This is a genomic window from Leptolyngbya cf. ectocarpi LEGE 11479 (assembly GCF_015207065.1).
Lineage (GTDB): Bacteria > Cyanobacteriota > Cyanobacteriia > Phormidesmidales > Phormidesmidaceae > Leptothoe > Leptothoe ectocarpi.
Genome location: NZ_JADEXP010000203.1, coordinates 1 through 11578, shown reverse-complemented (window position 1 = coordinate 11578; position 11578 = coordinate 1). Strand labels below are relative to the sequence as shown.

Annotated in this window: 9 protein-coding genes; 3 read left to right on the top strand and 6 right to left on the bottom strand. The window is 51.8% G+C overall.

Annotated elements, in window-relative coordinates; all coding sequences use genetic code 11:
- Nucleotides 1-283: 283 nt before the first annotated feature.
- The 3 genes from IQ260_RS19340 to IQ260_RS19330 all read left to right on the top strand — a co-directional run bounded on the left by IQ260_RS19340 (nucleotide 284) and on the right by IQ260_RS19330 (nucleotide 5155).
- Nucleotides 284-1609 (top strand): S-layer family protein, encoded by a 1326-nt coding sequence (locus tag IQ260_RS19340; protein WP_193994739.1) that lies wholly within the window; start codon nucleotides 284-286, stop codon nucleotides 1607-1609.
- A 292-nt stretch (nucleotides 1610-1901) separates the two neighbouring features.
- Nucleotides 1902-2522, top strand: a complete 621-nt coding sequence (locus IQ260_RS19335) for a trimeric intracellular cation channel family protein (protein WP_193994738.1) — start codon at nucleotides 1902-1904, stop codon at nucleotides 2520-2522.
- Between the two features lie 92 nt (nucleotides 2523-2614).
- Nucleotides 2615-5155 carry a CHAT domain-containing protein gene (locus tag IQ260_RS19330; protein WP_228016268.1) on the top strand — a complete coding sequence of 847 codons (2541 nt, stop codon included), beginning with the start codon at nucleotides 2615-2617 and terminating at the stop codon, nucleotides 5153-5155.
- Between the two features lie 62 nt (nucleotides 5156-5217).
- On the opposite strand, the gene IQ260_RS19325 is transcribed toward IQ260_RS19330, so the two are convergent.
- The 6 genes from IQ260_RS19325 to IQ260_RS19305 all read right to left on the bottom strand — a co-directional run.
- Nucleotides 5218-7542, bottom strand: coding sequence for a hybrid sensor histidine kinase/response regulator (locus tag IQ260_RS19325; protein WP_193994736.1), 2325 nt, complete (start codon nucleotides 7540-7542; stop codon nucleotides 5218-5220).
- Between the two features lie 16 nt (nucleotides 7543-7558).
- A complete protein-coding gene (locus IQ260_RS19320) occupies nucleotides 7559-8008 on the bottom strand; it encodes a response regulator (RefSeq protein WP_193994735.1) in 450 nt (149 codons plus the stop codon).
- Nucleotides 8001-9425: a GAF domain-containing protein gene (locus IQ260_RS19315; protein WP_193994734.1), complete on the bottom strand. Its 1425-nt coding sequence runs from the start codon at nucleotides 9423-9425 to the stop codon at nucleotides 8001-8003. The genes IQ260_RS19320 and IQ260_RS19315 overlap by 8 nt, the downstream gene beginning before the upstream one ends.
- A 248-nt stretch (nucleotides 9426-9673) precedes the next feature.
- The gene (locus tag IQ260_RS19310) at nucleotides 9674-10792 is read right to left on the bottom strand and encodes a LuxR C-terminal-related transcriptional regulator (RefSeq protein ID WP_322744999.1); all 1119 of its coding nucleotides are present in this window, start codon (nucleotides 10790-10792) and stop codon (nucleotides 9674-9676) included.
- A complete protein-coding gene (locus IQ260_RS31530; protein WP_265579570.1) occupies nucleotides 10770-10901 on the bottom strand; it encodes a hypothetical protein in 132 nt (43 codons plus the stop codon). Before IQ260_RS31530 ends, IQ260_RS19310 begins: the two co-directional genes overlap by 23 nt.
- Before the next feature lie 28 nt (nucleotides 10902-10929).
- Nucleotides 10930-11578, bottom strand: a 649-nt coding sequence (locus tag IQ260_RS19305; RefSeq protein WP_193994733.1) for an ATP-binding protein, incomplete at its 5' end; no start/stop codon positions are given.

Sequence of the window (11578 nt, the reverse complement as noted above, 5' to 3'; positions counted from 1 at the left end):
GGAGGGTATTTAGAACATCGACGGAAAACACCTATCGGGATTCAAGTCCTTTGGAAAGGATGGGCAAAGTTACAGGGCCTGGTTGAAGGTTGGCAACTAGCGAACCAGACTTAATAGGAAAAGTCAGATCTCCGTTGAGGCTAGCGGTGCAGGTCGCCCTGGCAATATTGTCATCAACACGCCCAATTTTGTTCTTTCTGAAACGGCTCGTATCACTGCGACAGCGACCGAAACAGCAACAAACCTGGAGGGCGGTGGCAGCATCAGCCTTAATGCAGACCAGATGAACCTGGCTGGTATTGTCGGTATCTTTGCCGAAACCCAGGGACAATCACCGGGAGGGGTACTCACCCTACAGCCCTACCAGAGCAATCCCAATCTGGACCTAACTCTGGCATCGGGAGCCGTCGTCTCGGCCTCTACCACCAGTAGCGGCAATGGAGGCGGTCTAGAAATTCTAGCGCCTGAGGCAATTAGCATCAGAGGGCCAGGGATGCTGGCTGTCGAAACCAGCGGAACAGGCCAGGGCGGTGACATTGAGGTTATCTCCCAGCGGTTGCGCTTAGCAGACGGAGTGACACTCTCAGCCTCTACTACTGGCCCTGGGCTAGCAGGCGATATCGCGCTAACCCTAGGTGAACGTCTTGAGATTAACAACAGTACGGTCACCTCCAGCACCGGAGCAAACTCAACTGGACGCGGGGGCAATATCGCTGTAACTGCGCCAGCTATTGCCCTGCGCAATGGGGGTAACATCGCCGTTAACTCCCAGGGTGAGGGCAAGGGAGGCCAAGTCACGGTGACGGGCGACCAGCTAAGCCTGGCGGACGGCAGCCGTATTAGCGCCACCACCCTCAGCAGCGACGGCGGCAACTTGACCTTTGACTTACAAGATTTACTGTTGCTGCGTAGAGGCAGCGAGATTTCCACCACCGCTGGCACCGCTGGCACGGGGGGTGACGGCGGCGATATCACTATCGACACTCGATTCATTGTGGCTCCTTTTGACGAGAACAGCGATATTGCGGCTAACGCCTTTGACGGAAACGGCGGCAACGTTAATATTACAGCCACAGGTGGTCTCTTTGGCATTGAGCCGCGTCCCGAACGCACCCCCAAAAACGACATCACTGCCAGCTCTCGCAACGGCGTCTCAGGCACTGTGACCGTCCAAACCCCAAACATCGACCCCAGCCAGGATGCTGTCAATCTACCCACCAGCCCCATTAGCTCAGAAGTGGCCCGTAGCTGTCGTGAGACCTATGTACAGACCGGTAGTGAGTTTGTGGTGACGGGGCGCGGCGGTTTGCCCCAAGGTCCCCTGGATGCAGCTGCATCCACGCTCTGGCAGGATATGTTGCCAATCGCAGGCGGTAACTCTGAGGGCAATGAACAGATAATCGCTGAGAGCGAGAGCAATACTGCGATAGATACCGCATCAATTTCTGACCCAATTGTTGAAGTACAGGGCTGGACTAAAAACGAACTAGGTCAGGTTGTTTTGGTAGCAGACAACCCACAGCAAATGTCTGAACGAACTAGGTCAGGTTGTTTTGGTAGCAGACAACCCACAGCAAATGTCTGTAGGACAGCCTTTGGCCTGCCATAGCGCATCTGAATTCAGTAATCCTGATTAAAGCGGCTCATCTCGTAGGGGCTGTGCCTTGTGTCAGCCCATCGCTGCATAACCTTCAAAAGTCGATCCTACACACCTTCAGACCGACAGAAAATCCAGGCCCAAAACAAAAAATCTAGATAAATCGGTTGGCGCAAAAGTCGGAACACTCTCCGTCATTTTTCGCTAAACCCCTTGAATACACTCAGTAATCCTGGAGTTGTTTTGCCAAAGAACTCCGAATTTGGGCATGGCTGGTTATCCCCCCGTTTCAGAGGATGCTTTTATGTTTTGTACCCCGTTTCTCTACATGCTCGATTTATTTAGCACTGCTGTTTTTGCCGCGAGTGGTGCGCTTGTTGCTCGGGAGCAGCATCGTAACAGTTTAACTGCAGTCGGCTATGCAATTTTGACTGCAGTCGGCGGCGGTACTTTGCGAGATATTGTGTTGAGACAGCCTATTTTCTGGACAAAAGCTCCTGTTTATTTTCTGTTAGCGATGTCTGTGGGGCTGTCGGTTTTTGTTTTCTCTGCATTTGCCCGACTGCGTCATCGCCAGCTGTGGCTGATGGATGCAATTGGGTTGGCCACCTTTACTATCGTTGGTACGCAGCATGTACTACAGCTTCCTATTGCAGCTTCTCTTTCACTGCTGATGAGGTGGCTGCCGCCAGCAATGGGGTTAATGACTGGCGTTGGTGGCGGTATTGTGCGTGATCTTCTTAGTCGTCAAATGCCCTACGTACTGAGAAATCCAGGCTATGCAATAGCTTCATTTACAGGTGGCTCTGTCTATTATGGGCTGGCAAGTCTGCAGGGGTCTAAGGTTGTAGCGATTGGGGTTGCGATCGCAACCGTCCTATTCACCCTACCTCACATTAATAAAGCCATAAAGCCATTTTTCTAGTGCGTTTTGACTAAAAACTAAAGGTTAAGAAGCGTTACAACACCATTTTGTACCCATAAAATAACAAAAATGGCTACCCCCCTGCTCGGCCCATGTCTTCGCTAATGAAGAGATTACTCTACTGTCTACTTGGCTTCTTCCTAGCGCTAACGCTGACCTGCACGGCCGTATTCCCACCTGTTCTAGCAGCTGAGTCTCCGATGCAACTGATAGAACGCGGGCGCAGTGCCTATCAGACCCAGCAGATTGACCAGGCAATTGCCGCCTGGCAGGCCGCCGCTCAGCAGTTTGAGCAACAGGGCGACCCTTTGCAGCAGGCGCTGGCTCTCAGCTATCTGTCCATGGCCTATCAATACCGGGGCGACTGGCCCCAGGCAGAGGCGACGATCGCCCATAGTCTAGAGCAGGTAAGCCAGTGGCAAGCGCAAGCAAAGAAGAGTAGCCACACTGACCGGGCGCTGATTATTCAAGGGCAGGTATTTAACACACGGGGAGCGTTGCAGTTTAGCCAGGGCTCGCTGAGCATGGCGCTCCAAAGCTGGCAGAGGGCGGGCGAGTACTACCAGCAGGCAGGCGACATTCAGCGCTACACCGGCAGCCTGATCAACCGAGCGTGGACTCTCCAGGGGCTAGGCTACTTTCTAAAGGCTCGCGAACGACTGGACCAGATAGAGGCACAGTTGGATCAAGCCACGTCTGAAATCAAAGTGTTGGGACTACATAGTCTGGGGGATACACTTCTGGCCATTGGCGATTTAGAAACGGCTGAAACTGTCTACAAGGAAGGACTCCAGGTTGCCCAAAATCAGTCACTTGCTCAGCAGCAGGCACCGCTGTTACTAAGTTTGGGGCGTCTGGCCCAGCGGCAGCAGCAGCCCGATGCGGCTTTGACCTACTATCGACAGGCCGCCGCTGCCACATCTGATGTCCTGCAGCAAGCGCAGGTGCAAGTGGATGAGTATGGTCTACTGGTGGCGACCGAGTCTTGGAGCGCAGCGGAGACACTCGCGAAGAGACTACCAGCTCAGCTCAAAGCGCTGCCCCCGAGTCGGGCTAGCTTGTACACCCAGGCTCGCTTTGCTCATCAGCTGATTCAATCGGGACGAGCGGGCTCTGTGCAGATGGCAGCAGAACTGCTGGGGACAACGGTGCAACAGTCTCAGTCGCTAGGAGACCGATACGCGGAAGCCTATGCGATGGGCTATCTGGGAAATGCTTACGAAGTAACACAGCAGTGGGACAGCGCTAAAGATCTGACCAAAGAGGCGTTGCTCATTGCCCAGATGCTCAACGCGAACGATATTGCCTACCAGTGGCAGTGGCAGCTGGGGCGTATTCTCAAGGTTCAGGATAAAACCGAGGGTGCGATCGCAGCTTACAAAACTGCTTTCCAGTCGCTCCAATCACTGCGTTATGATCTAGCAGCGATTGCCCCTGACCAGCAGTTCTCGTTTCGAGAGAGCGTTGAGCCAGTGTATCGGGAATACGTGGACCTGTTGCTAAGCCCAGACGCTGGCCCGGATCGGCTAAAGCAAGCCCGTGAGGTGATCGAATCCTTGCAGATTGCTGAGCTGAATAACTTTTTTCAGTCGGCCTGCATCGAAGGACAAGCGGTCGCCCTAGATGAGGTGGAGCAGACCAATGCGGCGGTGATCTACCCGATTATGTTGCGCGATCGCATTGAGGTAATCGTCAGCCTGCCGGACCAAGCCTTGCAGCACCACTCGGTCCCAGTCTCCCACGACCAGGTAGATGCTGCCCTATCTCGACTACGGCGGCAGATGATTCGTCCATTTTTCACCCCTGCCACCACAGCAGCCGGCGAGGTCGTTTACAACTGGCTGATTCGTCCAATTGAGTCTGACCTGCACCAGAGCGGTGTAGAAACCCTGGTATTTGTTCTGGACGGGGGCTTGCGGTCAGTGCCTATGAGTGTGTTGTACAGCGGTGAGCATTATCTGATTGAAGACTACAGCGTTGCCCTCACGCCAGGTCTGCAGCTAATCGCGCCGCGCCCGCTGCAGCAACAGGGATTTGAAACTTTGGCAGGGGGGCTGACAGCATCGCGCTACGGGTTTAGTGCACTGGAAAACGTCAGGCTAGAGCTAGAAAAAATTGAAGAGACTGTGCCCAGTCAGGTGCTGCTGGATGAGAACTTCACCAGCGAGGCCCTAAGAGAAAAAGTAGAAGCGCTACCCTATCCCATCGTCCATCTTGCCACCCACGGTCAGTTTAGCTCCCGTGCTGAAGACACGTTTATTCTTGCCTGGGATCGACCCTTGAACGTGAATGAGATCAGTTCTATTTTGAGGACAGGAGACCAGACTCGTCAGACGCCAATTGAGATGCTGATCCTCAGTGCCTGCCAGACGGCAGCGGGGGATGATCAAGCGGCGCTAGGGCTGGCTGGGGTTGCTGTGCGGGCCGGGGCGCGAAGCACGATCGCCTCGCTGTGGAACCTTGACGATGCTTCTGGCGCGCTACTGGTCGGTAACCTCTATGAGAGCTTGGTCAACCCCGACACCTCAAAGGCAGAGGCCCTGCGGCAGGCCCAACTTGCTTTGCTACATGACCCAGACTATCGGGCTCCTTACTTTTGGGCAGCGTTTGTACTAGTGGGTAATTGGCTATAACGTTGATGTGTATCTCATTAGTCAACTCGCAAGTTAGCAATGGCTTTTGACTTGCGATCGCACTAACACTCCAGTACCTCAGCAATAGTCTTTAGTAAGTCCGTAGAACTATAGGGCTTAGGCAGAAAAGCTTTGACATTTTCTCCAAGAGATCGGGCAATGTGTTCATTACTCGGTAACCCACTGACCGCAATCACATTAATATTAGGATTAATTCTCTGCATAATCTGAATGGCTGTTTCACCGCCTAACGTCGGCATGGTCATATCCATTAAAACAACCTGAATATCATTTTGATGCTGGGTATATTGGGCAATTGCATCCACCCCATCTGCGGCTACGATTACCCTGTAGTTATGGCTTTCTAGAATCTTTTGGGCGATGTCACGAATCGGTGCTTCATCTTCCACAATCAGGATTCCCTCTCCTTGGCCTGAGGCAGAGGACGTGACTTCTGTTTCTGTTTTCTTTTCTGACTTAACTGCCGGCAGGTACACCTTAAACTGAGTTCCTTTGCCGACTTCGGTATCAACGGTAATAAATCCACCGTGGCTTTGAATAATGCCATGGACTGTGGAGAGTCCTAAGCCAGTTCCCCCTTGGGCTTGCTTCGTGCTAAAGAAAGGATCAAAAATACGGGTCAGCTGATCTGCAGGAATACCCGTGCCAGTATCGGCCACCGTAACCAAAATATAGGGACCGGCCTCCACGTCTAAATGGCTGGATACGGAGGCTGGGTCCAGCTCCAGGCTGGTGGCCGATATCATCAGCTTGCCGCCGTTGGGCATGGCATCACGAGCATTGACAAAGAGATTCATAAATACCTGGTGGAGCTGAGTTTCATCTCCTTTTACCGAGCCAATATCCTTAGGGATATCCACAGCAATCTTGATAGACTTGGGAAAGGTTTTGTGGACAAAGCTTCTGATCTCGTTAATTAAATATCGGATGGAGAGTAACGAGCGGTCGCCCTCCACACCTTTGGCAAATAAAAGTACCTGGTTGATAATCTCAGACCCGCGTTTGGCACTGTTTTTTAGGATCTCAAATTCATGCTGAATGTGGTCGTCCACGTCGGGAAACTGCATGGATAAAAGCTCGGCCACGCCATAGATAGGAGTCAAAATATTGTTGAGATCGTGGGCAATGCCGCTGGCAAGGGTGCCAAGACTCTCTAGGCGCTGAGCGCGCAGAAACTGAGCTTCTAGCTGTTTAGCCTGGGTAATATCCGTATTGACTGTCAAAATCGCATTGGGCTGGCCTTGTTCATGGGTTACTAACGTCCAGCGACTCATGACGGTGATTAGCTGGCCCGTTTTTGTGACCTGCTGCCGTTCTCCTTTCCAGCTGCCTTGGCGCATTAAGGCTTGATAAATCTCGTCATCATCCAGTTCATCTAGATACAACAATTGATTCGCATTTTGGCCGATGGCTTCGTCTGCAGACCAGCCATAGAGAGTTTCAGCTCCCTGATTCCAAAATGAGATGTGGCCATTGACGCCGCGAACCAGAATGGCATCGGTGGTCACGTCTAAAAGCGCGGCCTGTTCTCGCATCCGACGCTGGGCGAATTTGCGATCGCTAATATCGGTGATGGTGCCGACATAGCCCAAGATGTCTCCATCCTGTTTGCGCTCTGGTAATGCCTGCCCAAAGACCCAGACGATTGTGTCGTCAGGGTGCTGAAAACGAAATTCCAATCGAAACGGAAGACCACCTGCTAACGCTGTTTGCCAAGCCTCTACGACATGAGTACGGTCGTCTGGGTGTAGTGCATTGACAAAATTTTCTGAGGGAGAGCCACCCTGCTTTTCTGACAGAGACAGCTCAAAGGGAATCCCGGTTAGGTTACACCATTGTCGGTTGACATAAACGCAATGCCCCTGAGCATCTGTACGAAAGATACCGACGGGTAACGCTTCTGCTAGGGACTGATATTGATGTTGGCTTTGTCGCAGGGCTGTTTCACTTTGTCGCAGGGCGCGTTCTGCCTGGTGTCGTTTTTGCCGTTCTTGCGCTTCTCTGAGTTCTCGCTCGACGGCTGGCACTAACCGAGCGAGATTTCCTTTGAGAATATAGTCATGGGCACCGGCCTTCATGGCGGCCACCGCTGTTTCTTCACCGATGGTACCGGAGACAATAATAAACGGCAGATCGAGCTGCTGGGCCTGCAGCAGCTTTAAAGCTTCTAGGGCACCAAATTTAGGCAACGTATAATCAGCAATTACCAGGTGCCAATCCTGGCTTTGAAGGGCCGCCTGCATCTCCTCTGGCGTTTCTACTCGCCTATAGTCCAGCGTGTAGCCGCTACGCCGTAATACCCGCAATGTCAACAGCAGGTCGTCTTCTATATCTTCAACCACCAGAATGTGCAGATGAGATGTCACGAGTGCTTACCTTTACTTAAACAGGCGGAGATTGATTCATGAGTAACCAGTACATGCCCAGCTGTCGAATGGCTTCGGAAAACTGAAGAAAATCGACCGGTTTACGAATGTAGCTATTGCACCCCAGGTTATAGCTGTCGAGTAAATCCTGTTCTTCATTGGATGTGGTGAGGACAACCACAGGTAGTAATTTGGTGCGCTCATCCTGCCGCAAATGGCGTAAAACGTCTAGACCATTTAAACGAGGTAGTTTGAGGTCCAGCAAAATTACAGCAGGTTGGTAATCAATATCTCGATCTGCATACAGACCGGTGCCAAAAAGATAATCTAGCGCTTCTACACCATCGTGGGCAACGATAACTTCATTGCTAATATGATGGCGATTGAGGGCACGGATGGTGAGTGCTTCGTCATCAGGATTGTCTTCTACTAAGAGAATGACTTTGTGATTTATGCGATCACTCATGTCTACCCCCTGCTTCTGTTAGCGTGAAATAGAAGGTTGCACCTTGGTCTAGGGTGCCTTCGGCCCAGGCCCTGCCGCCATGGCGATGGATAATTCGTTGTACTGTAGCTAGCCCAATACCATTGCCAGGGAATTCATTCATGCCATGCAACCGCTGAAACGGTCGAAACAACTTGTTGATAAAGGCCATGTCAAAGCCCACGCCATTATCTCGGACAAAATAAGCTGGACTATCGTTGCGCACGAGGGCACCAAACTCAATCTGGGCCTGGGCCTGGGTAGAGGTATATTTCCAGGCATTATCCAATAAATTATTCAAGACTACTTTGAGCAATGCCAGATCCCCATAGGTGACTAGGCCCGGTTGGATCGTCCACTCTACCGATTTTTCCGGATATGTCTGCTGTAAATCGGTGCAAATCTGGTGGGCTAATTGGCTCAGATCGACCGATTCTTTATGCATATCGCTGCGGGTGACTCGCGATAGCGTAATCAAGTCATCAATCAAGGTGCCCATGCGCTGCGTGGCGGCACGAATTCGGTGTAAATAGTCCTGACCGTTTTCGTCTAAGTGCTCAAGACAGTCTTCGAGCAGGGCCTGACTAAAACCATCAATGCTGCGTAAGGGGGCGCGTAAGTCATGGGAGACGGAATAGCTAAAGGCTTCTAATTCTTGATTGACGGCCCTTAGATCAACAATGGCCTGCTGTAATCCTTGGTTGAGTGCCTGGACCCGCTGCTCAGCTTGCTGACGTTCTAGCACTTCTGCTTGGAGATCGGCTAAGAGTTCGCCATGCTGGAGGGCAACAGCTAGGTGGCTCGCAATTTGCTGGACAAATTCGATTTCTGTTTCCTGCCACTGGCGCGGAGCACTGCATTGGTGAATACACAGCAGGCCCCATAGGTGCTCGCCCTGTAATAGGGGCACCACTAGACTGGCCTGTACCTGAAACTGGGCCAGGATCTCGATGTGGCAATCGCTTAACCCGGCGTTATGAATATCGGCAACGTTCTGGACCCGGCCTTGCTGATAGTGACAGGCGAACTGATCGCCAAAACAGTGGTCGTGAATTTTGTGTGCGATCGCACAAGGAAACCGGGAATCCACATCTTCTGAGACAAATTCCCCATCATCCCAGCCAGTATTGGGATAAAAACGAAACATCCCCACCCGGTCGGCGACTAGGAGCTGTCGTACTTCAGCCGCTGTCAGCTTAAAAATAATATCTAGATCAAGGGGTTCCCGGAGTCGGGTAATCAGTCGGAACAGGGTCTGCTGCTGCTCAAGTTGGACCTGGGCCTGGTGAACCTGCTGTTCTAGCGCTTGAAATTCGTCGATTAGACTTAGTTCGAGCGGTTTAAACTCAGCGTCATCCCGACAAAGGCTGCGTAATCGTGACAATAGCTGTGGGTCCATGGTGCTCAGCTCGTTGATGCTTGCAATTACTCGATGCTTAACCGACTCATATCTCTAGATGTGGGGAGAATTGGGCTGAGTGTGGATTCGCATTGAGACCGCAAACGACCTACGGCAGAACTCGGGCCAAGCTTCTGCTGATTGCAGTGTGCTCATTAGTTTACCCTGTCTGCACCCTCGATTATGGATAACCCCGGACTAAAAATGGCTAGGTCTTTGGTTCGACGGACGATTGGGAAATTTTCAATTTAGCTGAGCCATCCCTTTTGAGTGGCTTCAAATATGGCCTGAATTCGGGTACGCACTCCTAGCTTTTCCAGCATATTCTTGGCATGAAACTTGACTGTTCTCTCGCTGATGTAAAGCTGTTCTGCAATGTCGCGATCGCGACATCCTTGAGCCAGTAACTGCATGACCTCTTGCTCTCGGTCAGAGAGCGGAGAGTCTGGCTGTTCTAGCCGTTGGTTTAGCTGCTGATCAACCTGGTGCGGCAGTCTCAGACGGACTTGGGCCACATCTATCCCAATTTGAATGTGTAGTTCTCCCCCCAGCTCCTGTCCAGCTACTAGAATGTCTTGAAAACTCTCTGTTAGGGTAGTCTCCCTTAGCGGCTGGGCTGGATCTGCTGCCAGCATGGCTTCTAACACCACCGTATTGGTGTCATAGACCAGGCGACAGTGACAAGATAGCTTGACTAGACGATTAGCCATCTGCAGCAGTAGCTGGGTTACAGATAGGGCCAATGGTTGCTCGGTCCCCAGCAGGCTCAGCCGTTGCCCACCCAGGAGAGCTGACATCTGTTCCGAGAGGTGAGCGGTATCAGGCGTGTGCAGACATGCCTGATGGTTGACGGCACTGGTCAGGGCTACCGCCACCGATAGGCTCAAGATCTGCAGCACTTCTAAAAATTCGGGGGCCATGGGCCGATGGCTAAACACGGCCAATACCCCAATCGCCTGGTCATCCGCCATCAGAGGCAGTCCGGCAAAGCCTTGTATATTATTGGCAATGGCCCATTCACGGTCTTTGACCCAGTCTTCATCGGGCAGACAGTTGCTTAAAAATGGAATACAGTGCTGGGCAATTTTGCCCACCTTAAAAGACCCCATGGGTACCCGAGCAAAGTCACCGTCCAGCCGAGTATAGAGACCGGATGACGACACCAGCCGCAGGGTGCGACGGTCACTTTCTACTAGCCAAATGCGGGTAAAGGCACAGCCAAACTGTTCGATCAGGCCATGGGTAACGCAGGCTGCGATCGCATCGGGGTCTAACCACCCTGTAAATTTGCTCACCAGTTTTCCACACCGCTTGAGGTCAAACAGTAGGCGAGAAACATCCAGATCATGGGATGTGAGGTTGGGCACAGCGGGCGCTACTCGACTCGATACCTGTGACTGTAGCGTAGGTTTGCGATCGCAATAGTAGCCTTAACCACACAACGCTCAGCACCCCTAGTTCTGGAGGCTTAGCCATCCCCAAAAATTGCGTTCATTAAACCCCCTTAAACCCAGCCTTTTATTTCTGTGTCGGTCAAGGGCCGTTCTAATTTAAGATATTCGCGTTTGGCGGCCTGTAATAGGTGTTTCATCATGACCGGTTCATCCGCATCAGCGGCTATAAAGGCGGCATTGAGGGCGATATTGCGAATGTTGCCACCGGTAATACTGAGTTTAGCCAGACGTTCATAGACTAATCCTTGGGTCGGCGTAGTAGCGGGAAATACGCGTCGCCAAATTTCGGTACGCTGTTTGATGTCAGGAAAAGGAAACTGAACGACAAAGCGCAGACGGCGTAGAAAGGCCTGATCCATTGAATTTTTCAAGTTTGTGGTCAAAATTGCCAGACCTCGGTAGGATTCCATCCGCTGCAGGAGATAGCTGACCTCCATGTTGGCATAGCGATCTTTTGAATCATTGACATCGCTGCGCTTACCAAACAAGGCATCTGCTTCATCAAATAGTAAAATCACCCCCCCACCCTCGGCGGCATCAAAAATACGCCGCAAATTTTTCTCGGTTTCACCGATGTATTTACTCACCACTGCACTGAGATCAATACGATAAAGATCCAGATTTAGATCTTGGGCAATCACTTCAGCTGCTGTGGTTTTACCGGTACCGCTGGCTCCAGAAAATAGGGCACTAATCCCT